Raw genomic sequence first — 26,922 nt, 5'->3', positions numbered from 1 at the left:
AGTGCATTGATATAAAAGCGAAGCGCGATGCTTTCGACATCGCGCTTCGCTTATAGTCAGGTTGACGGATATTGAAACCCTAACAACGATGAGATTACGATCGAAGGAGCCCTACTGGCTATTGAAGAACGGCATCCTTCATGCCTATCCATCGTTGCGAAAAGATATTTTCTGCGATGTGCTGGTCATGGGCGGCGGCATCACCGGGGCCCTCCTGGCCTACCAGGTGGCAAGCGAAGGATACCGGACCGTGCTCATCGACAAACGCGACGTATCCCAGGGCAGCACCAGCGCAACGACGTCCTTGTTGCAATATGAAATCGATGAACCCCTGTATTCCCTCAAGAAAAAAGTCGGCGACGCCGTAGCCATAGAGAGTTACCGGCAAGGCATTACGGCCATCAGACAGCTGGGACATTTGGTGGACATGCTGGGCATTGACTGCGACTTCGAAAAACGAAGAAGCCTCTACATCGCACATACAAAGAAACATGCGAAGTGGCTGGCAGAAGAATGCCGGCATCGCGCGGAAGCGAAAATAAAGGTGCGGTGGGTGACAGAAGAAGAGTTGAAAGAAGATTTTGGCATTCACGGCAGCGGCGCCATTCTCTCCGACGACGCGGCCTGCGTGGATGGTTATAGCCTGGCCCACGGTCTGTTGACCTATGCGGTTGAACATTTGCACCTGGAAATCTACGATCACACCGAAGTGACCTGGGTAAAGTTCGATCAACACAAAAATTTCCTGGGCACCGATAGCGATCATGTGATTGCCGCGCAGCACGTGATCTATGCCACAGGCTATGAAAGCCATGAGATCTTAAAAGATAAAGTAGCCGACCTCATCAGCACCTATGCCTGTATCAGCGAGCCATTGGATACCCTGCCGGCCCTGTTGAACGACACCGTGCTTTGGAATACGCACGATCCCTACCTCTATGTCCGCAGCACCCCGGACAACCGCATCCTGGTGGGCGGCGCCGACGAACAGTTCAAGGATCCGGAGCGTCGCGACCGACTGATCGAAAAGAAGGAACGTGAATTGGTGGAGCAGTTTGGCCACTTAATGCCGGGCGTTCCGTTCATCCCCGATTTTAGCTGGGCAGGAACATTCGGTGTCACCAAGGACGCGCTGCCGTATATCGGCGGCCACCCGGATTTTCCGCAAAGTTATTTTGTGTTGGGGTTTGGGGGCAACGGCATCACCTTTAGCGTGATGGGCATGCAGATGATCTCTGATGCCCTGGCAGGAAGACCTAACCGGTTTTTGGAATATTTCAGGTTTGGAAGATAGAAACATAATCCTCAAGTGTTATGGAAAGCAACATCGAAAAATTGAAAGCGCTGGTGGGCAAGTGCCGCGTCGGTATGCTGGGCTGCTGGGAAGACGAGGAAACACCAATACGTTTCCGGCCCATGTCGCACGTCGACGTGGATGATTCGGGAAACCTATGGTTTTTTACGTCGGCAGATCCGGAAAAGATGGAACAACTCAAAAAGCATCCGGCCATTCAACTGACCTACTCGTGCGAAAATGAAAGCACGTACCTCAATATTTCGGGGGCCGCGCACCTGAGTACGAACAAAGGCAAGATGAGAGAACTTTTTAATCCCTACGTTAAGGCGTGGTTCCCGCGTGGCCTGGAGGATCCGGGGATCGCGCTGCTGGTAGTGCGGCCACTGGAAGTAGAGTATTGGGTGAGCGACGAGAACAAAATGTTGCAGAACCAACGCCTCATGGGGCGCGAAGAAGCGATAGGCGCCAAAGACCTGCACGGCAAGCTGCATGTTTGATGGGCAACGAAGGTTTCAAATTGCACCGCGACACGGCATCCTGCTCAACGTGTGGAGAGGGTACGCAAGAAAAGAACGAATATCCCAAAACAATCTGCGCAGACAGAGGGTATCCTATTGGGGTGAAGACATTTTTCACAAACTTCAAAAAAGAAAATGCTCATGAGAACCACAACAAAATCCAAGGCAGCCGTTTCCATGAAACGCGCGCCCGCCAGAAAGAAGGCGATCAAATCTTCCAAAGAAAACCTGGAAGACATTTTCGAAGATCAGTTGAGAGACATTTATTGGGCCGAGAAGCACCTCACCAAGGCCTTGCCAAAAATGGCCCGGGCAGCATTTAACGATGAGTTGAGGGAGGCCTTCAACACGCACCTGGACGAGACCCGGATGCAGATCGTGAGGCTCGAGAAATGCTTCGAGTTGCTGGAGAAAAAGGCCATGGCCAAAAAGTGCGAAGCCATGCAAGGCCTGGTGGAAGAAGGAGAGGAAGCCATTGAAGAGTATGACGAAGGCCACGCTCGCGACGCCGCCCTTATCGCGGCCGGTCAAAAAGTTGAGCACTATGAAATTTCCGCTTATGGAACCCTCCGCACCATGGCCAACGTGCTGGGCAAAACACAATGCGCCCAACTGTTGGAGGAAACCAAAGAGGAGGAAGCACAAACCGACGTGAAGTTGACACGGCTGGCGGAAAAAATAAATCACCTCGCTGCCGAAATGCAGGAGGAAGAAGTAGAGTAGAAGCGAAAAGATATTCCCTTCGCCAAACAAGAAGTCATCCTTCCGGGTGGCTTCTTTTTTTATGATCCTCGTTTGATAATCCACCTGTGTGTAGATCCCATGGTGTCTGACGCGTTTTGGGGAAACTCCACCACACCCACCACGCACGCATCGTTGAAATCGAACGTTTTTCCTGGCAGGATTTTTTATAGACCTCCACCAAAAACAAGAATCCCTATGAAAAAGGACGAACAAAATGCCACCCTGCAAATGCCGACGCTGTTGGACATTACCAACAAGGCTATCCAGGACGGATACACCGAAAATTTTAAAGTGGCGTCGGAAGGTTTGACCAACGACAAGGAAGAAAAATTTTACGCGCCCCATGACGTGTCCATCGTTAATTTTCACCGGTTCGAAGGCTATTCAAATCCGGAAGACAGTGCGGTGGTCTACTTTATCGAAACCAACGACGGCCTGAAAGGCTTGCTCATCGACGCTTACGGGGCCTATGCCGACGCGAAGCAGTCGAACTTCATTCGCGAGGTGGAGGGCATTCAAAAACATATCAAGAAAAACATCAAGAAATAACCGACGAAGATGGCCATGATACGGTTTGCCCAGACTTTGCCCGTTCCTGCTGTGAAGAGTTTACAACGCCGCACCGAACCTCCTGCCATCACCTTTCACCGGATGGTATATGCCTGTCTTCACAACGATTGGATCGCGCTGTTGAACGCCTCCTGTATTTTGACGATCACGTTGCTTTTCGCGCTTGTATCGGGTGCGCATTCCGGTAGCACCAATGCCTGACCTATGCAAGTTGTGCCGATCTCCATCACCCGCGCCGAGTCGATCAAAATTCATCGCGACCACAAGCGTGCCGCGGCCGTAGCCAGCTTGCGCTACGTGGGCGACGCCATGCCCGGCATCCGGAGACAAAAGAAGGGAGCATGTTTCAGTTACTTGCAAGATGGTCGTCCTGTGAAAGACAAGGACACGTTGCAACGCATTCGCAAACTGGCGATACCTCCTGCGTGGACAAGGGTATGGATCTGCGCGCAAGAGAACGGCCACATCCAGGCCACGGGCTATGATGTGCGCGGCAGGAAGCAATACAAGTACCACGCGCAGTGGAGCACCATCCGAAACCAGACCAAGTTCCACCGGCTTTATGAATTTGGCAAAACATTGCCCGCCCTGCGTCAACGCATCGAGCGCGATATCTGTGCCTCCAGCCTCACCAAGGAAAAAGTGCTGGCCACGGTGGTGAGCCTCATGGAACGGACGTTTATTCGCGTGGGCAATAATGAATATGAAAAGTTGTATGGGTCCTATGGATTGACCACCCTCAAGGATGGCCACGTGAACATAACCGGAGCCACGCTCAAATTTTCGTTCAAAGGAAAAAAAGGGATTTATCACACCGTGACCCTAAAAAGCAAACGGTTGGCCCGCATCGTGAAGGCCTGCCGCGACATTCCCGGGAAAGAGTTGTTTCAATACATCAACGACGAAGGCGTTCGCTGTACCATCGATTCCGGCATGATCAACAACTATATTAAGGAGGCCTCCGGCAATGATTTTTCCGCCAAGGATTTTCGCACCTGGGCCGGAACGTTGTCGATGTTGAATTCCTTCAAATCGTTGGGAGAGGCCCTGACGCCAGCCGAAACCAAGAAAAATGTCTTGCAGGCTTTGGATGAGGTGAGCGCCAAATTGGGCAACACCCGCGCCATATGCCGCAAATATTATGTACACCCGCGGATCATCGCGCTCTATGAAGAAAACGGTCTGCAGAAATATCTCTCCCAGTTGGAAGACATCGAAGCCTGCGACGGGCTGGTGGATCTCACACCGGATGAAAAAGTATTGATGCGGATTTTACAGAAGGTCTAGCACACGGGAAAGCCGGCAAGGATTTCTGGACAACGCTGAGTAATTTGGCCGTAATCGAAAATAACAACTCTACATATGAACTCAACAACGCCTTCCAGCGACGACAAAAAACTGCCGCAAGAAATCACCATCCCTGAGCCTCCTGCCAAATCGATGAAGATCTTTGACAAGATCTCAAAATACGTGACCCATGCTGCCGGTCGTCCCGCCGCGTTTATCACCGCGTTTAGCGTCATTGTGGTTTGGGGCATCACCGGGCCCATCTTTAAATATTCCGACACCTGGCAATTGGTCATCAACACCGGCACCACCATCATCACCTTTCTCATGGTGTTCGTCATCCAACAATCGCAAAACCGCGACACCCTGGCACTACAACTGAAGCTCAACGAGCTGATCGCCTCCCAGGAGAATGCCAGCAACCGGCTGGTAGACGTCGAAGACCTTACGGAAGATGAGTTGGTCGTGCTGAAGAAATTTTACATCGAGCTATCGGCGCTGGCGAAAAAAGAAAAGGATCTCTATGGCTCGCACTCTATCGATGACGCGGTGCGTGTACACACGGCGAAGAGAAAGCGGAAGTCATCTCCCAAGGGCGGTGTGGAACAATCTCCACAGTGATTGCTGGTTTATATTCGATGAACGAATGAAATAGCCGCTTTAAGAGGACCACAGACCTCCTGGAGTCTCTGGCACATTATTTCTCTGTGTCTCATTCACGTAACACAGAGTGAATGAAATTCAGGAAATTCCTTATCGTATTGGCTGAGGTCTTCAGGTTTATCAGAAGATTTTTCAAGGAGGCTTTTTATCCGCCGTTCGAAGTGAAGGAGACCTTGCGGCAATGTTTCTTGTTGGGAAACCGGTCGCTGTTCCTGATTGTGTTCACGTCTTTTCTGGCGGGCATCGTGTTCACCAAACAATCGCGGCCGTCGCTGGCATCTTTTGGTGCGGAGTCGTGGCTGCCTTCGCTCGTGTCGCAGGCGGTGGTGCGCTCCCTCGGGCCGCTCATCACAGGGCTGATATGTGCGGGCAAACTGGGATCCAACATCGGCGCCGAGCTGGCCAGTATGCAGGTGTCGGAACAGATCGACGCCATGGAGGTTTCGGGCACCCGGCCGTATGGCTACCTGGTGGTGAGCCGCGTGTTGGCCACCACCCTCATGCTGCCGCTCCTGGTGGTCTTTGCCGACATCACGGCGTTGATGGGTTCGTTTGTGATGGTACACGCCATCAACAAAACCAGTTTCACGCTCTACTTCAACGAGGTGTCGGCCGTCGTCACGTATCTCGACATCTTTTCATCGCTTGTCAAGTCGGCAGTCTTTGGCTTTGCCATCGGCATCGTGGGCTGCTATGCCGGCTATCACTCCGAAAAAGGTACGACGGGTGTGGGTAAAGCTGCCAACATTTCCGTGGTCGTTTCCATGATCTTCATTTTTGTGATCGACCTGGCCTCGTTGCAGATCATCAACTTATTCCGCCCACAATGAAACCGCAAACCGAAACCGTACTTGATCCTAAGCCCGATACGCGCCGCAAGGTAGTAGCCGAGATGCAGCACGTTCACAAAAGTTTTGGCGACCGCGACGTGCTCACCGATTTCAACCTGCAGCTTTTTGAAAGAGAAAATCTCGTCATCCTCGGCAAATCGGGCAGTGGCAAATCGGTGGCCATCAAAATTATGGTGGGCTTGCTCAAGCCGGATTCCGGTTCGATAAAGGTGTTGGGCTACGACGTTCCCCGCCTTTCCAGCAAAGCATTGAATGAATTGCGTCTCCAGATCGGATTCTCCTTTCAACTCAGTGCACTCTACGATTCCATGTCGGTGCGCGAGAACCTGGAGTTCCCGCTCAAGCGAAACCTGGGCATCTACGATCGGGCACAACTGGATGAAAAAGTACTGTCGGCGTTGCAAGATGTGGGACTGGAATCGGCGCGCGACCTGAACCCGGCTGAGCTTTCGGGCGGCATGAAAAAGCGCATCGGCATTGCCCGGACGCTCATCCTAAACCCAAAGATCATGCTCTACGACGAACCGACCGCCGGACTGGATCCGGGTACCTCGGATGAGATCAATGAATTGATCCTCAATGTGAGAGACAAATACAACACGGCATCCATCATCATCACCCACGACATCAGTTGCGCCCGCCAAACTTCCGACCGCATTGTGGGTTTGTTCGATGGCCGCAATAAAGTGGAAGGAACCTTCGAAGAACTAAAAAAACAAAATGCACCCGATCTGCAGCCATTCTTTAATTACTAAACCGTCTTGTCATGGAAACCACTGAAGTGAAACAAAATATAAAACTGGGGGCCTTCGTGTTGGGTGGCATTCTGCTGTTCATCATCGCCCTGGTCTACATCGGAAGTGAAAACACCATCTTCAATAAGACCTTTACCATCTCGGCCATCTTCAAGAACATCGAAGGCCTGAAGGAAGGCGACAAAGTGTGGCTCTCCGGTGTGAAGATCGGAACCGTGAAGCACGTGCAGATTATTTCGGAAGGAAAAGTCATCGTGGCACTTTCCCTCCGCGACAAGCAAAACGAATTCATCAAAAAAGACGCCACTGCCTTCATCGGCTCCGACGGCCTGGTGGGCAACAAGATCGTGGTCATCCGCCCCGGCAATGCCAATCATGCCATCCAGGACAACGACACGATCAATTCATTTTCGCCCACCGATACGCAGGAGCTCATCAACATTGCCAAAGATGTGGGCGCCAATACCCGCACGCTCACCGAAGACCTGAAGACCATCACGGATAAACTCAAGAAAGGCGAAGGCATCGTCGGCGACTTGCTCCAGGAGGGCCCGCTTTCGAACGACATTCGCCAGGCGGTGTTGTCCTTGAAAAATGCCGGCGAAAATACTAACCGCGCCACGGCGGACCTGCAAGTGATGCTGAGCGAAATCAAGAATGGCGATGGTTTGGTCACCAAGCTCATCGAGGATACAACCTATGCCGCCACTTTCGAAAAGGCGCTCAACAACGTGGCCGAGGTCGGAAGGAATTCCAAGCAAATGTCGGAAGACCTGAAGGCGGTCATCTCCAAGATCAACAGCAACGATAACGCTATTGGCGTGCTACTGGCCGATACCGCTTTTGCCAACAAGCTGAGGGTGACATTGGGAAATGCCGAGTCGGCGTCGGTAAAGTTGGATGCCAACATGGAAGCGTTGAAACATAACTTCCTGCTGCGAGGCTATTTCCGTAAACAAAAGAAAGCGGAGGAGAAAGCAAAGGCCGCTCAACTCAAACCATAACATCGCTATCCTCCGAGAACCTTCAACGGGTTTACGTTGGTGGTGTCCGGCTGACTGGCCCGCTGTATTTTCAGCTTGCGCTTATACAGCGTTTCGAGAAAGGTTTCATTCGGCGGCGCCTTGGACGTGTCGGCGGCAATCAGTGAATCGCGTTGCATTACTTTGCGTTTGATCTGGGCAACCAAGGTGTCGCTCAGTTCATACAAGTCGCAATCCAATTCGCGTTGCAACTCCGTCGGAAGCGTTTTGAACTTGGCGTCGGAAAGTTTTTTGAATGACGGATCCTGGTTGACTTGTTTCATAAAGTAGCCCACCATCGGCAGGGCCGTATTGGAACCCTGGCCCAGTTCGGTATAGCGGAAACGAATGCGCGGATCGTCTGCACCCACCCAGGTGCCCATCACCAGGTGCGGGGTCATGGCAATGAACCAACCGTCGGCGTTGGATTGGGTAGTTCCGGTCTTGCCCGCCACATCGTTGTAGATCCCATAACGCCAGCGCAGCCGTGAGGCGGTGCCTTCGTGCACCACCGTTTGCATCATGCGGGTAACGAGCTGTGCCGTCTCTTTCGACAGGGCCCGCTTGCCAGTGCCTTCCGGTTTGAAATCAGTATACACTTTTCCCTCCAGGTCGCGCACGCCGGTAATGTAATAAGGAAAATTCGCCACGCCTTCGTTGGCAATACACGAGTAGGCTCCTGTCATTTCGATCAACGAAATGGAAGAAGACCCCAACGCGATCGAGGGCACATCGGGCATCTCGCTGTTGACACCCATCTTGCGCGCCAAAGCGATGGTGTTGTCGACACCGGCAAGCTGGATCAACTTCACGGCTACCGTATTCACGGAATAGGCCAATGCACCGCGCATGGTGTATTCCACCTGGTAGTCGTTTTGAGAGTTGCGCGGCGTCCACTTTTCACCCTCTTTGTCGATGTAGGTCTGCTGACCAGCCGAAATCAAATCACATGGCGGCACGCCTTTTTCGATGGCCATCGCATAGACGATGGGTTTGAAGGTGGAACCGACTTGCCGTTTGGTAGAGGCCTTTACGTGGTCGTATTGAAAGAAGTCGTGTTCAATGCCACCCACCCAGGCTTTTACTTTTCCGGTTTCGGGTTCCATGGCCAGGAAACCTGCGTTGAGGTATTGCAAATGATGTTTAATAGAGTCGATCGGACTGATCTCGGCATCCTCTTCGCCTTTCCAGGTGAACACGCGCATGGGGATCGGCTTTTTCAGGACCTTCATGATCTCCTTTTCAGAGAGGTCGCGCGCCTTCAATTGGCGGTAGCGCGACGAGCGGTGGATCGCCTCGGTCACCACCTCGTCTTTGCCCTTCCAGGGTTTTTCTTTTCCCCAGTGATCAAAGAATTGTTTTTGCACATCGGCCATCTGCTGACTCACCGCCTTCTCGGCATAGTTCTGCAGCTTCGAGTCGATCGTGGTGTAGATCTTCAGACCGTCGGTGTAGAGATTGTAGTTGGAACCGTCTTCCTTGGTGTTGTTCCTGCACCACGTGAGCAATTCGGCTTTCAGGTATTCGCGAAAATATGGCGCCAGCCCCTGGTGATGCGAGATTTTATTGTACTTCAATTCGATGGGCAGCACTTGCAGCGAATCGGATTTGCGTTCGGTAATGTAGTTGTACTTCACCATTTGGCTCAATACCACGTTGCGCCGGTTAAAAGCACGGTCGGGGTAGGTGCGCGGATTGTAGTAGGTGGTGGCTTTCAACATCCCCACCAGCACGGCGGCCTGGTCGAGCGTCAGGTTTTTGGCAGTGGTGGAATAGAAGCGTTGCGCGGCCGCCTGTATGCCAAAGGTGTTGTCGGCAAACGGGATGGTGTTTAGATATAAAGTGATGAGCTCCTGCTTGGAGTAGATGCCCTCCAAACGGCGCGCGGTAATGGCTTCGCGCAGCTTGTTGATCAGCATGGAAAGGATCCAATAGCGCTTTCGCGGATAAAGGTTTTTGGAGAGCTGTTGCGTGATGGTGCTGCCGCCGCCCGAAGATTCGTCCTGTTGCAAAATGGATTTGATTAACACGCGACCCAGACTGATAAAGTCCACGCCTTCGTGCTCATAGAAGCGCACATCTTCCGTGGCGATGAGTGCGTCGAATACCCTGGGGGAAATGTCTTCGTATTTCACCTCCGTCCGGTCCTGGATATAGTATCGTCCCAGCAGGACGCTGTCGGCACTATAGACTTCGGAGGCCTGTTGGTTTTGGATGTTACGAAGTTCCTTGTTGCTGGGGGTTTCGATCCACACGACCAGCAAAAGCAGGAACAGGGCGCCAAACGGCGGTCCTAAAATAAGGGTCCATCTACGGGCGCGGGGATGGGTTCGGTAGTATTCGCTGACCCGCTCGTATTGCACGCGCAAGGCGTGCAGCAGCGGCCGGGCTTTGCGGAGCCCCAGAATATAATAGTAGCGAATATTGCGCTTAAGCTTCCTGAGTTGTTCTTCCATAATCCGTTACACCACCGACCGGGGGCGGAAGATAGTGAGTGTCGAACTAGGGCGCAAATCGTGCCCCGTACCAAAAAGTTCCATGTCCGGCAACCCGGAAAGGAAGCCGCCGAAACTCTGAAAAAAGCAGTTTATAAGACGACACAAAAACAAACTTTGAAAAGATGTAATTTGTCGGCGCCGGTATTTCCACACCCGGTTTTTTGCATCGACCCATGACACCTACCGCCACGTTCATAGATTTTCAAAAGATCAAACAAAAAAAAGTCAGAAAATTCCTGGCCGATAAGGGCATCACCACGACCGCCCAGTTTCCCATGCTCATCCCCGTTTGCACAGACACCTCCCGGCTGGCCACCTACCATCAGCACGCCAAAACATTTTTGATCCACCGGCGTTTGGCAGAAGTTTGGGAGACCTACAAAACCATCAGCCCCGAAGAAGCCTGGCGCGGCGAAATGGTGAGCTTTGGTTTGCAATACCATCGTGAAAAAGACAGGGTAACATATATGCACGATCCCTACGATGGCATGGAAAAAGGCCAGCTCATCATCCTGAACCTGCGCCTCTTCGGCGGATTGTTCAACCTGGCCGTAGCCCACGAAGTGATGGAGGTGAACGACGAAGAACATTCCTTGAAGTTGTGCTATATGAAAGGAGGCGCCTCCGAGGGGTCTCAACACATCAGCTTAAAAGAAACAGCAGAAGGTTTTACGGAGGTGTTCCATCGCACGTATTACAAAAGCGGTTCAAATTTTCGCGACACGCGTGTCTATCCGCCTTTGCACACCAAGGCTATTTCGGAGTTTCATAACAACGTGAAACGGAAAGCCGAAAGCCTATGACCCCACCGTGGCGCGGGGCATGGATGAAGTTCCATCCAGCTTTTGGATGGCTTTTTCTGCCCGCTCATGGGCGAGCTTTTTCTTATAGATAAACCACTTCTCGTCGTTCATCTTGCGCATGATGTTGTCGGTGGTCCGTTGGATGGTGAGGTTATAGACGCCCCGCATTTTCATCTGCCAGCTATAGGCCATCGTGCGCACCGACAAACCAAATCCGCCTTCGAGATATTCGATGTGATGCCAGTAACCACTGGGCATGAACAACGTATCGCCATGCTCGATCACCACCGATTGGCCTTTCACATAATTCAATCCCGGGTAGGCATCATAGTCCGGGTGGTCTACGTCTACGGTGGAGTGAACATTGAAAGGCAAGCGGTAGAGCAAAGTCGATTGATCGGGAGCAAACAAGATCACGCGCTTCCGGCCGTGAAACTGGGTGAGAAACACGTTGCTCATGTCGATGTCCTGGTGCATGCGCACGATGGATTTGGGTGGACCAAAGAACATGAACGGGATCTTGATATAGCCACCGGCAATAGACGGATAGCCGAAGTCTTTTAGCAGCTCGGGTTTGTATTTGAAAACGGGAAAGAGAAACAGGCGCAGGTCAGTAGGCTCGCGTTCGATCAGGTTCAGGTATTCGTCGAAGCGCATCTTCGCGTTGGGTACCTGCAGCGTTTTGGAAATGTCTTCGGGCCGGTTGCCGAAAAGACCCACCTCGATGTTGCCCATCGTCTTCTTGAAAAAGTCCATGGTCCACTTCGAGTATGCCGGGTACTGTTTCCACAGACCGCGCAAGACCACCGGTTTTTGAGGTCGGTAATATTGGGCATAGAATTCTTCGCGGGTAATGGTGGAGCCATCCACCACAGGAACAGGGGTCTGCACGTCTAGGGCCATATCCGGGATGTTAGTGTCTTTGACAAAAATAACCCGATATTTTTAAATAAACACGGTAAATCCGGCCGCAATGACGAGCCTCGGGATGAGTTGTTACATCCGGAGTTTTTTGAACCCGACGTAGGCCTTGCAATAATTGAGCACGATGGAGTAGTTCCGCATCACCTCCATGCCCACCGAAGCAGAGTCGTGCCATTGCGAATAGACAATGCCCGCCTTCGGCGTCATGATCTCGAAGGCGTCCACCAGCAACCGGTCCGGGTAGGCCTCGGTGCCTTCGATGTTGCCGTTCAGGCCCCGTCCCAAAACGCCTTTCGTGTAGCCCGAGGGATATTTGGTCAGGTCGGAAGTTTTCAACAAAAGCCCCAGCGACGAGCCGGTGTCGATCATCAGGTCGCACGATTGACCCTCCTGGCCCGTAAAGAAGATGCGCGAACTGATCACCGGCCGCGAATCGACCACGCGGATGGGGAGCCGCTTATAGTCGGCTGGGATCTCGGCGCGGGCAGCGGGCCGGAAGGTAATGATATGCTCCTCGGGGTTGAGCTCTACTTCGAACTTGATGAAGATGTCGTAACCAATAACCCCATGAACGTTGTCATATTCTACAAAAATATTCTGACGGGGAACCACCACCACCGGGATGCGCTCGCCGATCACGGCATGAATCGACACTTTGTTGTTCAATGAAACGCCACCCACCACCGGATGGCCTGCACCAAGCCCTGAGAATTTTACTTCCCGGTCCGGCTGGATGTCGAAGTATTTCTGAAAGCGTTTTCCAAATAGCACCAGGTTTCGGCAACCGGTGTCTAGGATGAGATTCACTTTCACAGTGTCGTTTATGATGACCGGCAGGAGGATGAGACCTTGGATGGTCTTATAGCGGAAAGTTACCTCGCGCACAGAATCGGGCATCGAGAAACCTACGTTGGCGAGTGTCGATTTGTTGCCTAGCACGGCGGCTAAAAGCAATGAATTGAAAAAGAAAATTTTGATAAAGGCTTTCATGGAAGTAGCGTTTGCATTAGAAAAGCTACTTCTCCTCTACGTCGTGGGAAACACGTGTAAAGCTGGATATTTTATCACCCTCGAAACACCGTCCTGGCGAAACGGCTGAAGGGTTTCACGCGAACTCGGTAGGCAAGTCGGTAAATATGAAGACAAACCTTCACGTCAATGACGGTATTTTTGGGTGTAGACCTGCAAAAAAAAATGCAAATGCTTGGCATTTGCACGTTTCTTGTTTCGATAGCGGACGCTTTGTGTACGCTTTATTTGTTGGCAGGTGTCGATTTAATGGATTCGGCAAGCTTCACGGCCTCGTAGGCATTGATGACGCCACCGGTGATGCTCAAATTGTCGAGTGTCACCTCGTTGGCCGTGCCCGGCTGGGTGACTTTTAGCGAGGCGAACTTGCGCGTCGACTGATCGATGATGGTCTTCACTTGGTTGGCCGTGAGATCGGGATAGTAGGAGAACAACAGCGCGGCAACACCCACAACGGTGGGACACGCCATGCTGGTGCCTTGCAGATCTTCATAGCCGTTGTCGGGAATGGTGGAGTAGATCTCCACGCCGGGGGCAAATACATCGACGGTTTTTTTGCCATAGTTTGAAAAGTCGGCCACCAGGTTTTCGTTGGCTCCCCAGGAGGAAGCGCCCACCTCAATCCAGGTTTTGGTTTGCCCGCCCTTCTGAAAGGTGCGGTTGGGAAAGTCGGGGTCCGCATCGAGGTTGTCGTTGTCGTTGCCGGCGGCATGCACCAACAGCACGCCTTTGGACTCGGCATATTTGACAGCCGCATCCACGAGGTCTTTGTTCGGCGAAAACTTCTTCCCGAAACTCATGTTCACCACCTGCGCTCCGTTGTCGACGGCATAGCGAATGGCGTTGGCAATGTCCTTGTCGCGCTCGTCGCCGTTGGGCAACGCCCGCACCGACATGATGCGCACGTTGTCGGCAATGCCCTTGATCCCGATGTTGTTTTTGCGATTGGCACCGATGACGCCCGCGATGTGTGTGCCATGCCGCGCATACGGACCGGTGACATCGTTGTTGCCATAATATTTTTCATGCACATTGTTGGGGTCGTCGCCCACGATGGTGCGCGGGTTGTAGTTCATGTTGTAACCGTATTCAACCGCGGTGCCATAGTGATCAACACCTTCTTTCAATTGCTTCAGGTATTCATCTAACTCGTTCAGAAAGTTGGTAACGGAAGTGGTGTCGTCGCTTTCCTTCAACACGCGAAGCAACGTTTCCTTGGCGAAGCGAACGGTGTCATTCTTTGGCGCGATGGCAGTCAATGAGATCTTGGTGAGCGTTTTTCCATCGCCCTGTGCGCGCAGCAGGCTGTCGCAGAAACTCAACGTGCCATAGGCATTGATATAGAGCTGATATTGCTGGTTGTATTGATCGAACTGGTCTTTGTTGAATTTGAAGTCGTGATCATACTTGGCCTTTACTTTTTTATAAAGAGCATAGTCGGCCTTGTCTTTTTTGGCGATCTTATTTTCATCGGCGTTCTCGAAGCGGGGTTTGAGGCGTGCGTATTCGCGGGTCACCTCGTAGGTGTCTTTTTCTACGTTGCCATTCTTGCCACCGATAAAATTCCAGCCATGTACATCGTCGATGTAGCCATTCTTGTCGTCGTCGATGCCGTTTCCCGGGATTTCGCCCGCGTTGGTCCAGATCACATCTTTCAGGTCTTCATGATTGATGTCGATACCAGTATCGATCACGGCCACGACGATGGTTTTGGATGGGCGGCCGCGCAACAGGGTGTTGTAGGCTTTCTCCACACTGAGGCCCTGGACGTGGTCGGTTTCGGGGTCGCGTAAGAACCAGTCCTTCGGCACCGTTGTCGTATCCTGAATTTCAGGTATGGGATGTGTGGCCCAAACATCTCGTACATGGACCAAAACGATTAAAAGAATCAGGATCCGGGCGGCATTTTTCATCATAAAGACTTGATTTTCAATGGGCATGGGGCAAGTTACGGTGGCAAAGTTTAAATCATAGAAACGTTATACGAACGGTTTTCTGGTTGGAAAACACACAAAAGTCCTGCCGATCTTACCTTCGTGCCCCCGGCCTCAATACCGCCAAGTCTACGCGTGCCCGATCAGCCATATTTGTATCCACAACACCACCACTACGCTTATGATTGGAGTCTTTACAACATTTATACTTTTTTTCACCCTACTGCTGAGCTATGCGGACCATTACAACCGCACACACCAGTCGTCGGCGAAAGAAGAAGAAAAATTCATGACTGGCGCTAGGTTGGGTCGGTCGTTTCCACGGGTTCTCGCAGGATGGTTCTAAGTTTCACTTCCGCCGTATTTCTGAAGTCAGAAAGATACACTTCCTGGTGCAGACCGGCTTTGGTAAGCTTGTGGTCCATTATAAACATCTGCATCCTCTCCAGTGTCTCGGGCTCGCGTGAAAATGACCCCGTGTGCAGCATCTGGACCACCGTTCTCTGTTTCATGTCGTGCAACCCCACCTCGTTTATCGTCACCACCTTCCTTTTTTGAAAGGCTTTCGCCGATGCCTCTGTCACCAGCGCGGGTGTTATAAAATCGGGCATACGGATCAATAGGCGATAATACCACAAGTGACGCGGAATTTTCAAGGGCGCTTCCGCCAACGATACGTCACCAAAAGCCTCCTCGTCAAACCACCACAATCCTTCCAGCTTCGGCACCACAAAGTCGCGATGATTTGCCTTGCTGAGAAATTTCACACCATACGCGACGGCATACAACGCTTCGATTTTTTTGCCAAACGCTTCCGATGACGGATCGCCCTGGCCGGGGATGGAGAGATAGGTGACCGGCTCGATCGTTGCCAGTTCGGGATGCGGTTTGGCTGTGTAGTAGGCCCGGTACTTCTTTGCCAGATCAAGTTTTTCCATGAAGATGTATTTTTTGTTGAGTGAGCAAAGAAGCGCTGCGCGGTTGACAGCGGTATGTCAGTAGCGAAAGAAGGGTTATATTTTTTAAAACCGATAACCCCTATCTTGTGCATCCTAAACCTACACAGCATCATGAAAGCCGTCTTTTGCATCGCCCTCATCGCCGGGATCTGCGCCGCCTGCAGCCACAAAGAAGTATCCGTTGCCGAACTGGAAAGCATCGTAAAGAAAAACAACACCCAATTGGGCCATTATTTTTTGACGGCCAATGCCGATAGCCTCGCGTTGTTCTATGGCACAAACGCCACCCTATGCCCGAACGGCGACGATTTTGTGAAAGGTCGCGACAACATCCGGCAATACTGGAAAGAAGACATGAAGACGAGCAAAACCCTGTCGATGGAAACCGAAACCATTTCCGTTGCCGGCACGCCGGAAGTGATCTATGAAACCGGTCGCACCCATCTCAAGATCTTCTATAACGACTCCACGTTCACCACGTCGGTCAAATACTGCAACGTCTGGCGCCAGCAGCCCGACGGTACCTACCGCCTGGAGGTAGACATCTGGAACCGGGATAAGACCGAATAATGACCAACCCAACCCAATAGCCCAAGGCCCAGCCTTGTGTAAAATTCTACACACTTTTTTTGCCAACCGAGGAGCGTTTCACACGCTGATCGTGTTTGTCCTTATAGATCAATCTGCAAGGAAAGGGGAAGTTTTCCGGAAAGGTTTGCAAACAGCCCTGTGGAAATACTCTATTCCGGCCGGTTTAGGCTGGTCGGAAGCCGAAAACCTCCCCGGAAGAGCCAAAATGGCCACTACGCTTTCAGTTTCATGACGTTTTGACGGAAGCTCTTGATCTGGTACAGAGGTTGATCTTATGGAATCAGGAAGGAGAAACACAATATGAAAAAAGAACAGTATTATGAGTTGCTTACTTCGGTAGACGTGATGAACACCTTGAACGGAGGCAGAACGGAGCCTGTGGTAAACATAAAAAAACACGATCAATTCAGGGAAATGCGTGTCAAGGTTCCTGGCATTGATCCTGAAACCATCCAACTTGAGGTGAACGACAACACGGTGTCCGTATACTATGTCCGCAATTTTGTTTCGTTCGAAAAAGAAGTGCAATTGCCCCACACGGTCTACAATCAACCGCAACCCTATTTCATCGACGTCACCAACATCAACGCCCATGTGGAGGGAAATGAACTGGTCATCCAGCTTCCTTTCAACCGCTTGGCCCAAGGCTATCATAAGAACATCCCGACACAGGAAGAGTGATCCTCCTGCGCATAAATGAAAAGGCCGGTGCATTCTGTTTGCACCGGCCTTTTTCTTTTTTAATCAGCTAAGCGTACTAAACCTTAACGTGTCCCCAGTTCTCGCCAGTTTTGATCCGGTGGATTTGCATGTCGGAAACCCTGTATTTTTTCGCAAGGGCCTTCAGTGTAGGCTGTTTCTTGGATTTGAACAGGGCTTGCTTGATGACCTTCACTTTGTCGGCCGTGAGTTTGGGTCCTTCATCGGGGTTCATGCGCACCAGCACGTTGGGATCTTTTAGTGCATGTTTGATCTGATCCTCGTGTTTCACCCAGCGAAGGTTGCCCGATTTGTTATTCTCTTTTTTGTGGTCGACGTGGATAACGAAATTGTAGAGTGTTCCGGGCTGCTTACAAAAGTATTCCGCCACCAGACGATGGATGTAGTAATTCTGGCGTGTTTCCTCCCGGCCGATGGTGATGCTGGGATAACCTTGCGTGAGTCTGGGCTTGAGGGCATAGCCATCATCCAGCTTCTCCTTGAAGCTCACAATGCGTCCTTTGTCAGAAACGGCATACCGCTTGGTGGTCGTGCCTTTCTTCAGTTTCAATTCCTTCCAGGTTTCCCCCGCCAAGGACTTGAATTTGGGTTGTTTGGTTGTTTTCGCCATAGGTTTAAAATAGTAAGGGTTCAGATAGTTTTGGTATGAGTAAATGTAACTGCTCCTGGAGGGTAGGCAGCAGATTACGGCCTGCGCGATTGATGATCGCACGGCCGTCCATTTCGGTAACCGGGGTCAATTCTCCCATGGTGCCGGTGGCAAAGACTTCGTCGGCGTTATAGAATTCGGTAAGGGAGAGGTTGCGCTCTTGCAGCGGGAGAGCAATCGAATGGCATATGTCTATCACAAGGCCTCGCGTGATACCGTGAAGGCATGCATCGGGGAACGGTGTAAATACTACTCCATCTTTTATCATAAAAAGATTGGTATCGTTAAGTTCTGCTACAAAGCCTTGAGGGTCCAGCATAACGGCAGCATCTACACCCGCTACATTGGCTTGAAGCTTAGCGAGTATATTGTTTAACAAGTTATTATGATGAATCTTAGAATCCAAGAACTGCGGGTTGTTTCTGCGTTGCGAAGAGCTAATAACGCGAATACCCCGAGTGTTGTCATACACCAATGGCTTCCACTCCGCAAGGACGATAAGGCATGAACCTTTTGTGTTCAACCGCGGGTCCATCCCCGACGTTATCTTCTCACCCCGGGTCAACGTGAGGCGGATATGGGTCTCGTCGCGCATGCCGTTGGCTTGCAACGTGTCGAAGATCGCACGCCGGATGTCGGCCTTGGATGGAATATCGGTGAAGGCCAGCGCGTGCGCCGAAGCATGCAGCCGGTCCAGGTGATGCCCCAGACAAAAGATGCCCCCCGCGTATACCCGCAGTCCTTCCCACACGGCATCTCCACCCTGCACCACACTGTCGAACACCGACACCTTGGCCTCTTGACGAGGCAATAACTTGCCGCCAACATGCACCATGATGTTGGCATTACGGACATCGTATTTCTGTAGCATATCAAATTTTAACCGGCGCGCTATCGTTCCGCAACGTGCGCGAACGTCTATGCGTCAAGACATCTTTTTTTACTCCTTTGGACTTAACAGTTCACAACCAGATCGGTTCGATAACGGGCTCCGATACTAAAGTTAAAGATTAATTTTCACTCTACGTCAAGGCTGTAACGAAAATGGTAACAGCATCTCGTAGTAGCGTTGCGCTGTGTTGTTCAGTGATTCCAGGGAAGGCGGCAACGGTCGGCTGCTGGTCGGCTGCTTCTCGAAGCCGGTAGACCGGTGCACGTTGGCATACCAATGTGGTGCCCACACACCATCGTAAGACTTGGGTCCCGCGGGCCACTGTAGCATGGATGCCTCAAACGGTAGGCCCACCCGCTCGCACAGCTGCCTTAGGATGGCCGTTGGATGCTCGACCACCCCAGCCGAATCCAACACCACCGGATCCTGCCCGCTCGCTTTTAAGCGTTTGAACAACGATGCCTGGTATTCGATGCCGATATCCCGAAGCGTGGGGGCCTCGATCACCTGCGCATAACTCGCAATGATCTGCCGCGGATTGCGAATGAGGAACACATTGGTGAGACCGGCCAGCAACGCCTCGTCCATCAGCTCCAGGTGATGGGCCATGTTCTTGATGAAGAGCACGGGCTTCTCCCATTCCCCGTAAAGCGTGGTATATACTTCCTTGTAATCCAGCGGTTGTGTTTTTAACACATCTTCCTTCCCGGGATGATATACACCGCTTTGGTGGAGATAGAAAGCATAGAAGGGTTCGTCCAACACCGTGGTGTCACTCCGTTGCGCGAAGGAGTACATGAGCGCGGTGGAAATGTTGCGGGGGCCGGAAATGAGATTGATGCGGATCATGCAGCGGCGATAGGTTTGGGCCTAGCGAAAATACAACATTCCGGGGGAGAATGTTTCAGGTTTAGGATGGAAGTTGAGCAGGGAATGACGCTTTGAAAAATGTTAACACGGCAAACGGTCGGGCAAAGGTTTTAGCGGACCGGAAGCACAAGTCTTCATAAACAACGAAGGACCTTAGCGGATCACGGCAATGCACTTCAATTCTATGGCGATCGGCGTGGGCAGCGCGTTCACCTCAACCGTTGTGCGGCAAGGTTGAGCGGTCTTGAAATATTCCGTATAGATCGCATTGAACACGGGGAAATCCTTTTTCATGTTGGTCAGAAAAACCGTTACATCCACCAGGTCCTCCCAATGCGCGCCGGCATCCTCCAGGATAAAGCGCACATTTTGAAACACCGCATGACATTGTTGTTCGATGTCGTAGTGCACAATGCGGCGTTGATCGTCCAGCGTCACACCCGGGATTTCGGAAGCGCCCCGCTTGCGCGGCCCCACACCCGAAAGGAACAACAAGTTGCCCACGCGGCGTGCGTGCGGATAGGCACCCACCGGTTCGGGCGCCTGCGAAGATTGTATTTCACTCATACAGTTTTATTGATGGACACCATACACCAGACTACCCCAATAGCTTTGCCAATCGGCGCCTTCCTGCTTGCTGGGCACCATCTTCACCACGCTCACCATCCACATCCCCGGATTGCTGACGCGCGTCTCCACCACGCCGTTCTTTTCCGTGTAGATGTTTTGAATGGTGGTGCGGCTATCGAACCGGTTCCAGATGCGCACCTTCGCACCAAACAGGGGCTTGCCGTCATACAATACTTTGAATCGGATCACATCTCCCTGCTTCAAGGCATACGGGTTTTGCTCGGGCACGATCTCCAGCGGAAAGCCGACGACCTTGCTAAAGGTGTTGTCGGTTTTGTGGCCCATCTGCACCAACAATTTGGTGTAGCGCACAAAATATTCCTTTGAAGATTCAGTCAGCGTGTTGGTTTTTTTGCGTTGGTCATACACGTCATCCAGGCCGTCTTCTTTCAGGTATTCGTTGAACTTGTCGGCTTCCATCCCGATGAACGTGTTGTCGCTTTGCATCGCGAGCAAGTGCGTGCCTTCTTCCCGGATGCGGAGCGAAAGATTGTTCTTGACACCGGGGGCGACACTGTCTCTCACACTTCTGGATTGGTTGAGATGGTGCAGGTCCAGGCGTTCGATCTTGTGCGCCGTCAGGTCCCACGGTTCCCCCGCAAAGTTCTCACCTACTTTGAAGCTCACCACCAGGTGTTCGCCAGCCTTCAAAAAAAAGTTGACAGGCTGCAGCCAGAACTCATGCGCCTGGGCGAGGCTCGCACCAATGATCAGGAATAAGAGCGTGGCAATTTTTTTTTGCATAGGCAATGATCAGGCGTTCATCAAGTCTTCGATCTCTTCCACCTCGATGGGAATGTTCTTCATCAGGTCGAGCACGCCGCGCTTTTGGATCACCACGTTGTTCTCGATGCGTATGCCCAGGCCTTCTTCGCGAATATAAATGCCCGGCTCCACCGTCCACACTTGTCCCACTTGCATCGCGTGATACATGTTACCCACGTCGTGTACGTCGAGTCCCAATTGGTGGCTTGTGCCGTGCATGAAATATTTGGCAAACAAAGGTCTGTCGGCCGGTTGATTTTTTACGTCTTTTTTATCGAACAACTTCAGACCGATCAGCTCGCTTTCGGTGATCTTCTGGACCTCCTTGTGATAGTCGTAATATTTCACACCCGGTGCGAGGATCTTCATGGCCTCGCGCTGGATGCGGAGCACGGCCTTGTAGACATCCTTCTGGCGCTTGGTGAACTTGCCGCTCACGGGAATAGCGCGGGTAAGGTCGGCATTGTAGTTGGCATATTCAGCGCCCACGTCCAGCAACAGGATGTCGCCGTCCTGGCAAGGCTTGTCGTTTTCAATATAGTGGAGCACGCACGAATTGGCTCCCGACGCGATGATGGGTTCATAGGCAAACCCGCGCGATCCGTTGCGCAGAAACTCGTGTGCCCACTCGGCTTCGATCTCGTATTCTTTTACGCCGGGCTTCACAAACTTAAGCACGCGCCGGAAACCTTGTTCGGTGATGTCGCAGGCCCGTTGGAGCAAATCAATCTCCGCGGCCGACTTCACGCTGCGCAAGCCGTGCATGATGGGGGCCAACCGTTCGTATTTGTGCAGGGGATATTTTTGCTGACAGGATTTCACAAACCGCATCTCGCGCGTTTCGATGGCCACGTCAGCGCGGTAGTGATCGTTGGTGTTGAGGTAGACATGTTCCACATCGCCCATCACCATCATGGTGTGAAAGAGCCGGGGAAACTCCGAGATCCATTGAACGGTTTCGATGCCCGTGGCTTTGCGGGCTTCTTCCTTGGTGAGCTTGTGGCCTTCCCAGGTGGCGATCTGTTCGTTGGTTTCGCGGAGGAAAAGTACTTCACGGAATTTTTTGTCGGGGAAGCCCGGGCAAAGAACCAGGATCGTCTCTTCCTGGTCAACCCCGGTGAGATAAAAGAGATCGCTGTTTTGGCGGAAGCGCATCGTGCCGTCGGAGTTGGTTGGATTAATGTCGTTGGCGTTCACCACCACGACACTGTGTGACTTCAGTTCTTTCAGCAGCCGCTTGCGGTTGGCGACAAACAGTTCTTTGCCGATGCTTTTGTATCTCATAGCGAATCCTTATTTTTCAATGACGCAATTTAATTAAAACTCAATGAAGACAACCAGAATTTCAACGTCCCGCCAACACACCAACCCTAAACCGTGGCCGGTATGTGCACTGCTCGCATGCTTATTGCTGACCATCCCAACCCTTGCACAGACCTACCAGCCTACACCAGAGAACATGAAAAACCGCGAATGGTTTCAAGATGCCAAATTCGGTCTCTTCATCCACTGGGGTGTCTACAGTGTGCTGGGCGATGGCGAGTGGGTGATGAACCAGCAACAAATTCCCGTGAAGATATACGAAAAGATCCCCACCTTTTTTAACCCGACCGACTTCGACCCGAAAGCGTGGGTGCAGATGGCCAAGGCTGCCGGTATGAAATACATCACCATCACCAGCAAACACCACGACGGCTTTGCCATGTGGGACAGCAAGGTGTCGGACTATAACATCGTGAAGCGCACACCCTATGGCAAAGACGTGCTGAAGATGTTGGCCGACGAATGCCATAAAGAAGGTATCAAACTTTTCTTCTACCATTCTCAGCTCGACTGGCACAGCCCCGACTATTTCCCCCGCGGGTCCACCGGCGGAAGCTGGACCGGCCGGCCCGAGAGCGGCGACATGAACAAATATCTCGACTACATGGATGCCCAACTTTCCGAGCTGCTCACCGGCTACGGCGAAGTGGCCGGCATCTGGTTCGACGGCATGTGGGACAAGAAGAATGCCGACTGGCGTTTGCAAAAGACCTACTCGCTCATTCACAAACTACAACCCGGTGCCCTGGTGGGCAGCAACCACCACGTGACACCCTTTGAAGGCGAAGATTTCCAAATGTTCGAAAAAGATCTCCCGGGTCACAATACCACAGGATTTTCGGGCGAGCAAACCGTGGGCGCATTGCCGAAGGAAACCTGCGAGACCATCAACAACTCGTGGGGCTTCAATCTGAAAGACGATCATCACAAATCGAAAAAGGAATTGGTGCAATACCTGGTGAAAGCGGCAGGCTACGGTGCGAATTTTTTGCTTAACGTGGGGCCTATGCCCAATGGAAAGATCCAACCCGAGCACATCGCGTCATTGAAAGGCGTGGGCGAATGGCTCAACGTGAACGGCGAAACCATCTATGGCACCCGTGGCGGCCCGCTCACCGCCCGCGATTGGGGTGTGACCACCCAAAAAGGCAACAAGGTGTATGTCCACCTCCTCAACTGGTTCGACGAATCCATCACCATCCCCTCCTGGGGTAAAAAAATAAAATCGGCTACGCTCTTTGCCGGCAAGACGCCCGTGAAATTTCTAGAGAACGACTACGGCATCACCCTCAAAGTTCCCAAAGCAAACCTCGACGAAATCGACACGATCATCGAACTGGAATTAAAATAATTTAATGACAGGTAATTAAAAAAAGGCGCAGAGATAAACTCTGCGCCTTTCCTTGCTTGCCCGCCGAAGCTTTAGCGAAGGAGGGCGCCTTTTTATTTGGCTGGTCGGTAGACTTATTTATGATTTCTTGTCAATCGGCTCATTCACCTGATCCGTATTCACCCAATTCAGCAACACGAACGTTACCAACAATCCCGAGAAAAAGCCTTCCAACACCACGATGAACGCCGACATGTAGGGGTTGAGGTAGCGTCCCATGGGTTCGTTCTTTACGATAGATTCCATCATGGATCCATCCAATTGCATGTAGATAAAAAGAAAGAGGCCAAATCCAAGCGAGCCGATGCCGGCGGTGGCCACGCCCATGATGAGCCCTCGAAAATAGTTCAAGTGATCGGAATGCTCGTTCTTGAATTTCTTCAAGGCCAGGTAAACTCCGAGGGACAGAATGATCAGATTCACCAACCGTAGCTCCACGTGATGGCTCAACCCGATAACTTTCATCAAAAGAAAATAAGCAATCAAACCGACGGCGATGCGCAGCCCATAATTCTCGGGAATGCGATTGGGATCTGTGAACAGGTTCATAGTTTATCAGACGTTTGGTGTTGCCTAATTTTTGCATTTTTAGAGACATTTACAACGTTTTCGGGAGTTATAAATTTGGTATCTTAACAACACTAACCCATAAACCCAAATAACCGTATGAAAGCGCTCAAAATCATCGGCATCGTTGTGTTGGCCATCGTGGTCATCTTTACCATTGCCGTACTCGTGCAGCCTTCACAAGCGCACATTGAAAAATCCATTGTGATCAACGCACCCGCCGCATCCGTTTTTCCGGAAGTGAGCCGGTTCAAGAATTTTACTGCCTGGTCGCCTTGGTCGAAGATGGATCCGGAGGTGAAGCAAACTTATGAAGGCGAGGAGGGAACCGTTGGAGCCAAGATGATGTGGGATGGCCCCAAGACCGGCAAGGGCTCACAAGAGATCGAAAGCATAGAAGAAAACAAATCGGTGAAATGCGCGCTGCGATTCGACGGCTATGACGGCGTTTTCTACAGTGCGTTCATCCTGGAACCCGAAGGTGAAGCCACCAAAGTGACCTGGACCTATGACGGTGCCAACGGCGGCTTTGGTGCCAAGGCCATGTGGCTGTTCATGGGGAACATGATGAAAGATCAATACGATCAGGGATTGATGGATCTCAAAAAACTGGTGGAGGAAAAGCCCAAGCCGGAACCCGTCCCTGCAGATTCTACGGCAGTGAAGCAATAAAAAAGTCGTCATGGTAAAGAAGATCCTCATTGTCGTGGGCATTTTGGTGGTGTTGATCATCATCGTCGGCTTCATGCAACCCCACACCACCACGCTATCGCGCCAAAAGCTCATCAAGGCTACTCCGGAGGCGGTCTTCGCGGAAGTGAACGACCTACACCGGTGGCCGGAGTGGTCGTGGTGGATAAAAAATGACCCCACCATGAAGATCACTTTTGGCGAGCCCGCCGAAGGATTGAATGCCTCTTATGCCTGGACCAGCGACGATGGCGACGGATCGCTTAACATCATCGAAAGCGATCCCGGCAAGTCATTAAAAACCGCTATCCATTTTACTGATTTTGGAACGGCCTACGGAACCTATACCTTCGCACCCGCCGGCGACAGCACGCGCATGACCATGGAGTTTTCCTTCGAGAACGGCATGAATCCCCTCATTCGCCTCATGAGCGCCTTCATGATGAAACCCGAGGTGGACCAGGCGTTTGAATACGAACTCTCCGCACTCAAAACGATCGTTGAAGGGAAGCCCGCTGCCGCGCCGTCAAAGTAAACCACGATAAACCCCATCATGACGTTCGACGAATTCAACGCCACCCTAAACCACAACGCACCCCCTGCGGGCCTTCACAAACTGGTAGAAGCGCTCTGGTACGACGCCAACAACCAATGGGACAAAGCCCACGATATTGCCCAGGACGTGCACACCGATGAAGGTTCGTGGGTGCATGCCTACCTGCACCGGAAAGAAGGCGACCAGGGCAATGCCTTGTATTGGTACCGACTGGCGCACCGGCCTGCCAGTCAAAAAAGTTTGAAAGAAGAATGGAAGGAGATCACTACCGCCTTGCTCCGCTAATTTTCGTGCGGCCTGGATGAGGTGGTTTGTTTTTTCCATCGTTCCAATTCCGCACGGCGCTGAGCCAGTTCCGCTTCGCTCGGCGTGTAGCCGATAAGACTTTTCAGATCCGGCTGCCCGGCGTCCACCCAGGCGGTGAACCAGAGGTCGCCCACCATTTTAATGGCTTCGCGCATGCGTTGCTCGACCATGCCCTGCAGTGCGCGGTGATAGGCTGCCGCAAACGCAGGTGCGTATACCTTTGCCGTTTGCCGGCCTTTGGTTTCGAACGTGTATTTTTTGTCGCCCATCTTTTCCGAGAGCTTCTTTTCTTCGTCCAACACCTGTCCCAGGTGACGATGAGATTCTTTTACAGCCTTCCAGGCAGCTTGCTGCGGATTGGAGATGTATTCGGCCTTGCCCACGAAAAAGTCGTAGCGATCGGAAAATAATTCCGGCAACCGCGACTCCCAAAATCCATGGATGCCCTCCTGGCCGGTGAGCTGACCGTTGTAGTTTTCGGTGGTATGCAGCGGCACATGCGCATCGGCCACATAGTGCCCCAATTCGGCCGACACTTTCAGAATGCGGGCCGGATCACGCAGTTGGAAGGCCTCCCGCAGCGCGTGATACATACGGTTGATATGCCAGGGCACGATGCCATAGGCCTGCAGCGTATCTTCGGAGTATTTCGCCACCGCCGCGTTCCAACTTTGAGGCATCTTCTGAAAGACGCTGTCGCCATAGTGATCCAGGTCGATGTAGTGGCGTGGCGCCTCTTCTTTCACGGAATAGCGCCGCCGGTCGGGGTTCACAGCCGCTTCGACAATGTAGTGCAGGTTGGCCTTATAAAATCCGATCATCTCCGGGGGAAGAATGAAAACGGCCAGGCGGTTGATGCGCTCATGCCCAAAGAAACCCCAGTTTGAAAAAAGAACAAGACACGCCGCCAGCGCGGTGGAAAGAACGATCCGCTTCATAACCATCAACGGTTTTTTAGATAGAGGAAAACGAGGGACACTTTGGTACAACTAATCTAATCAATGGCTGACCGAAATGGAAAAAATCAGGGCCTCCCGAGGGGGACGAACGGCCGCAAAAACGCACTCAGAATGCCTCCATAAATCATGATTTCTGCGTTTTTGAATGGCTCAGGGCTTT

30 protein-coding genes are annotated in these 26,922 nt (G+C 51.9%); 17 read left to right on the top strand and 13 right to left on the bottom strand.

The window, feature by feature from the left end:
• Positions 1-88: 88 nt before the first annotated feature.
• The 10 genes from D4L85_RS04185 to D4L85_RS04140 all read left to right on the top strand — a co-directional run bounded on the left by D4L85_RS04185 (position 89) and on the right by D4L85_RS04140 (position 7,689).
• The gene (locus tag D4L85_RS04185; RefSeq protein ID WP_119753134.1) at positions 89-1,294 is read left to right on the top strand and encodes an NAD(P)/FAD-dependent oxidoreductase; all 1,206 of its coding nucleotides are present in this window, start codon (positions 89-91) and stop codon (positions 1,292-1,294) included.
• A 20-nt stretch (positions 1,295-1,314) separates the two neighbouring features.
• Positions 1,315-1,794, top strand: coding sequence for a pyridoxamine 5'-phosphate oxidase family protein (locus D4L85_RS04180; RefSeq protein ID WP_119753133.1), 480 nt, complete (start codon positions 1,315-1,317; stop codon positions 1,792-1,794).
• A gap of 162 nt (positions 1,795-1,956) precedes the next feature.
• On the top strand, positions 1,957-2,538 hold the full coding sequence (locus D4L85_RS04175) for a YciE/YciF ferroxidase family protein (protein WP_228450769.1): 582 nt from the start codon (positions 1,957-1,959) through the stop codon (positions 2,536-2,538).
• A 216-nt stretch (positions 2,539-2,754) separates the two neighbouring features.
• Entirely contained in the window at positions 2,755-3,108 is a 354-nt protein-coding gene (locus D4L85_RS34660; protein ID WP_185154864.1) for a hypothetical protein, read from the top strand.
• Positions 3,109-3,117: 9 nt separating this feature from the next.
• Positions 3,118-3,330, top strand: a complete 213-nt coding sequence (locus D4L85_RS04165; protein WP_119753131.1) for a hypothetical protein — start codon at positions 3,118-3,120, stop codon at positions 3,328-3,330.
• A gap of 3 nt (positions 3,331-3,333) precedes the next feature.
• Positions 3,334-4,416 (top strand): DNA topoisomerase IB, encoded by a 1,083-nt coding sequence (locus D4L85_RS04160; RefSeq protein WP_119753130.1) that lies wholly within the window; start codon positions 3,334-3,336, stop codon positions 4,414-4,416.
• Positions 4,417-4,491: 75 nt separating this feature from the next.
• Entirely contained in the window at positions 4,492-5,037 is a 546-nt protein-coding gene (locus D4L85_RS04155) for a low affinity iron permease family protein (RefSeq protein ID WP_228450768.1), read from the top strand.
• A 113-nt stretch (positions 5,038-5,150) separates the two neighbouring features.
• Positions 5,151-5,909: an MlaE family ABC transporter permease gene (locus tag D4L85_RS04150; protein WP_119753129.1), complete on the top strand. Its 759-nt coding sequence runs from the start codon at positions 5,151-5,153 to the stop codon at positions 5,907-5,909.
• Positions 5,906-6,685, top strand: a complete 780-nt coding sequence (locus D4L85_RS04145) for an ABC transporter ATP-binding protein (RefSeq protein ID WP_119753128.1) — start codon at positions 5,906-5,908, stop codon at positions 6,683-6,685. Before D4L85_RS04150 ends, D4L85_RS04145 begins: the two co-directional genes overlap by 4 nt.
• An 11-nt stretch (positions 6,686-6,696) precedes the next feature.
• On the top strand, positions 6,697-7,689 hold the full coding sequence (locus D4L85_RS04140; protein ID WP_119753127.1) for an MlaD family protein: 993 nt from the start codon (positions 6,697-6,699) through the stop codon (positions 7,687-7,689).
• Between the two features lie 5 nt (positions 7,690-7,694).
• Here the strand turns inward: D4L85_RS04140 and D4L85_RS04135 are convergent, their stop codons facing one another.
• Positions 7,695-10,163, bottom strand: a complete 2,469-nt coding sequence (locus D4L85_RS04135; protein WP_119753126.1) for a penicillin-binding protein 1A — start codon at positions 10,161-10,163, stop codon at positions 7,695-7,697.
• Positions 10,164-10,378: 215 nt separating this feature from the next.
• Between D4L85_RS04135 and D4L85_RS04130 the strand changes: the two genes are divergently transcribed.
• Positions 10,379-11,008 (top strand): hypothetical protein, encoded by a 630-nt coding sequence (locus tag D4L85_RS04130; RefSeq protein ID WP_119753125.1) that lies wholly within the window; start codon positions 10,379-10,381, stop codon positions 11,006-11,008.
• On the opposite strand, the gene D4L85_RS04125 is transcribed toward D4L85_RS04130, so the two are convergent.
• The 4 genes from D4L85_RS04125 to D4L85_RS04110 form a co-directional block, all read right to left on the bottom strand.
• Positions 11,003-11,911, bottom strand: coding sequence for a cupin-like domain-containing protein (locus D4L85_RS04125; RefSeq protein WP_119753124.1), 909 nt, complete (start codon positions 11,909-11,911; stop codon positions 11,003-11,005). The genes D4L85_RS04130 and D4L85_RS04125 overlap by 6 nt on opposite strands.
• Before the next feature lie 93 nt (positions 11,912-12,004).
• Positions 12,005-12,922 carry an aspartyl protease family protein gene (locus D4L85_RS04120; protein ID WP_119753123.1) on the bottom strand — a complete coding sequence of 306 codons (918 nt, stop codon included), beginning with the start codon at positions 12,920-12,922 and terminating at the stop codon, positions 12,005-12,007.
• Positions 12,923-13,185: 263 nt separating this feature from the next.
• Complete coding sequence (locus D4L85_RS04115; protein WP_228450767.1) at positions 13,186-14,877, bottom strand: S8 family peptidase; 1,692 nt, start codon at positions 14,875-14,877, stop codon at positions 13,186-13,188.
• Between the two features lie 317 nt (positions 14,878-15,194).
• A complete protein-coding gene (locus D4L85_RS04110; RefSeq protein WP_119753122.1) occupies positions 15,195-15,833 on the bottom strand; it encodes a GyrI-like domain-containing protein in 639 nt (212 codons plus the stop codon).
• A 132-nt stretch (positions 15,834-15,965) separates the two neighbouring features.
• On the opposite strand from D4L85_RS04110, the gene D4L85_RS04105 reads away from it, so the two are divergent.
• Positions 15,966-16,424, top strand: coding sequence for a YybH family protein (locus D4L85_RS04105; protein WP_119753121.1), 459 nt, complete (start codon positions 15,966-15,968; stop codon positions 16,422-16,424).
• Positions 16,425-16,745: 321 nt separating this feature from the next.
• Positions 16,746-17,126 (top strand): Hsp20/alpha crystallin family protein, encoded by a 381-nt coding sequence (locus tag D4L85_RS04100; protein WP_119753120.1) that lies wholly within the window; start codon positions 16,746-16,748, stop codon positions 17,124-17,126.
• 76 nt (positions 17,127-17,202) lie between these two features.
• On the opposite strand, the gene D4L85_RS04095 is transcribed toward D4L85_RS04100, so the two are convergent.
• The 6 genes from D4L85_RS04095 to D4L85_RS04070 form a co-directional block, all read right to left on the bottom strand.
• Positions 17,203-17,775, bottom strand: a complete 573-nt coding sequence (locus tag D4L85_RS04095) for an NUMOD4 domain-containing protein (RefSeq protein ID WP_073142279.1) — start codon at positions 17,773-17,775, stop codon at positions 17,203-17,205.
• A 4-nt stretch (positions 17,776-17,779) separates the two neighbouring features.
• Positions 17,780-18,685: an aminotransferase class IV gene (locus D4L85_RS04090; protein ID WP_119753119.1), complete on the bottom strand. Its 906-nt coding sequence runs from the start codon at positions 18,683-18,685 to the stop codon at positions 17,780-17,782.
• Between the two features lie 156 nt (positions 18,686-18,841).
• Positions 18,842-19,555 (bottom strand): sulfotransferase-like domain-containing protein, encoded by a 714-nt coding sequence (locus tag D4L85_RS04085; RefSeq protein ID WP_119753118.1) that lies wholly within the window; start codon positions 19,553-19,555, stop codon positions 18,842-18,844.
• A gap of 174 nt (positions 19,556-19,729) precedes the next feature.
• Positions 19,730-20,143, bottom strand: coding sequence for a RidA family protein (locus D4L85_RS04080; protein WP_119753117.1), 414 nt, complete (start codon positions 20,141-20,143; stop codon positions 19,730-19,732).
• A gap of 6 nt (positions 20,144-20,149) precedes the next feature.
• Positions 20,150-20,950, bottom strand: a complete 801-nt coding sequence (locus D4L85_RS04075; RefSeq protein ID WP_119753116.1) for a DUF4198 domain-containing protein — start codon at positions 20,948-20,950, stop codon at positions 20,150-20,152.
• A 9-nt stretch (positions 20,951-20,959) separates the two neighbouring features.
• Positions 20,960-22,255 carry an aminopeptidase P family protein gene (locus D4L85_RS04070; RefSeq protein WP_119753115.1) on the bottom strand — a complete coding sequence of 432 codons (1,296 nt, stop codon included), beginning with the start codon at positions 22,253-22,255 and terminating at the stop codon, positions 20,960-20,962.
• 43 nt (positions 22,256-22,298) lie between these two features.
• On the opposite strand from D4L85_RS04070, the gene D4L85_RS04065 reads away from it, so the two are divergent.
• Complete coding sequence (locus tag D4L85_RS04065) at positions 22,299-23,645, top strand: alpha-L-fucosidase (RefSeq protein WP_119753114.1); 1,347 nt, start codon at positions 22,299-22,301, stop codon at positions 23,643-23,645.
• 117 nt (positions 23,646-23,762) lie between these two features.
• Here the strand turns inward: D4L85_RS04065 and D4L85_RS04060 are convergent, their stop codons facing one another.
• Positions 23,763-24,233 carry a DUF4199 domain-containing protein gene (locus D4L85_RS04060; protein ID WP_119753113.1) on the bottom strand — a complete coding sequence of 157 codons (471 nt, stop codon included), beginning with the start codon at positions 24,231-24,233 and terminating at the stop codon, positions 23,763-23,765.
• A 117-nt stretch (positions 24,234-24,350) separates the two neighbouring features.
• On the opposite strand from D4L85_RS04060, the gene D4L85_RS04055 reads away from it, so the two are divergent.
• The 3 genes from D4L85_RS04055 to D4L85_RS04045 are packed head-to-tail and all read left to right on the top strand — an operon-like array spanning position 24,351 to position 25,782.
• On the top strand, positions 24,351-24,923 hold the full coding sequence (locus D4L85_RS04055; protein WP_119753112.1) for an SRPBCC family protein: 573 nt from the start codon (positions 24,351-24,353) through the stop codon (positions 24,921-24,923).
• Positions 24,924-24,933: 10 nt separating this feature from the next.
• Positions 24,934-25,476, top strand: coding sequence for an SRPBCC family protein (locus D4L85_RS04050; RefSeq protein ID WP_119753111.1), 543 nt, complete (start codon positions 24,934-24,936; stop codon positions 25,474-25,476).
• Between the two features lie 18 nt (positions 25,477-25,494).
• Complete coding sequence (locus D4L85_RS04045) at positions 25,495-25,782, top strand: hypothetical protein (RefSeq protein WP_119753110.1); 288 nt, start codon at positions 25,495-25,497, stop codon at positions 25,780-25,782.
• On the opposite strand, the gene D4L85_RS04040 is transcribed toward D4L85_RS04045, so the two are convergent.
• Positions 25,779-26,741 (bottom strand): zinc dependent phospholipase C family protein, encoded by a 963-nt coding sequence (locus tag D4L85_RS04040; protein ID WP_228450766.1) that lies wholly within the window; start codon positions 26,739-26,741, stop codon positions 25,779-25,781. The two genes, D4L85_RS04045 and D4L85_RS04040, sit on opposite strands and share 4 nt — an antisense overlap.
• Positions 26,742-26,922 lie beyond the last annotated feature (181 nt).

This window comes from Chryseolinea soli (genome assembly GCF_003589925.1).
GTDB classification, from domain to species: domain Bacteria; phylum Bacteroidota; class Bacteroidia; order Cytophagales; family Cyclobacteriaceae; genus Chryseolinea; species Chryseolinea soli.
Note: the sequence above shows the minus strand (reverse complement) of the source record. Positions and strands in the feature narration are given on the sequence as shown.